1 protein-coding gene is annotated in these 531 nt (G+C 36.5%); it reads left to right on the forward strand.

Translation table 11 applies throughout. From position 1 onward, the window contains the following. Positions 1 to 197 precede the first annotated feature (197 nt). Positions 198 to 531 (forward strand): RHS repeat domain-containing protein (locus HMPREF1551_RS13510; RefSeq protein ID WP_081695760.1); only part of this gene is annotated, 334 nt, incomplete at its 3' end.

Here is a 531-nt window from a genome sequence, read left to right on the forward strand (position 1 = left end):
ACCCCACAAAATATTTCAAAAATAATTTTGTGGATTAGAAGAATTATAGTATTTTTACCTCACAGGGGTGTATGAGTACCACACAGGCAAAATATGCGAGTACTCAAAGCGGGGTGTATAGTGGGAATATCACCATTGTTCACTGTACTCTATACACTATGCACTAATAAAGAGCCTACAACCAAGAAGGTGAACTAATATGGGAACGTGAACAAGACCTTTATGGCAACTCCCGACAAGGCTTTGCCAAAGAGAACTTCAAGTGTCCATTCAAGTACCAAGGACAATATTACGACCCTGAAATAGAGTTATGCTACAATAGATTTAGGTATTACTACCCTGAAACGGGGAGGTATATAAGTGAAGACCCGATTAAACTCTTAGGTGGGTTTAATGTATTTGCGTATATGCTTGGAGTGAAAGCACAGGCACAAGTTCTAAAAATAATGTTCATCTATACTATGAATAATACTTTAAAAAATATTACAATGGAAAAGAAATGGATATGTTGTACAACAGAAGAGTTAGGAG

The sequence above is a fragment of the Capnocytophaga sp. oral taxon 863 str. F0517 genome, assembly GCF_000466425.1.
In the GTDB taxonomy this organism is placed as follows: Bacteria; Bacteroidota; Bacteroidia; order Flavobacteriales; family Flavobacteriaceae; genus Capnocytophaga.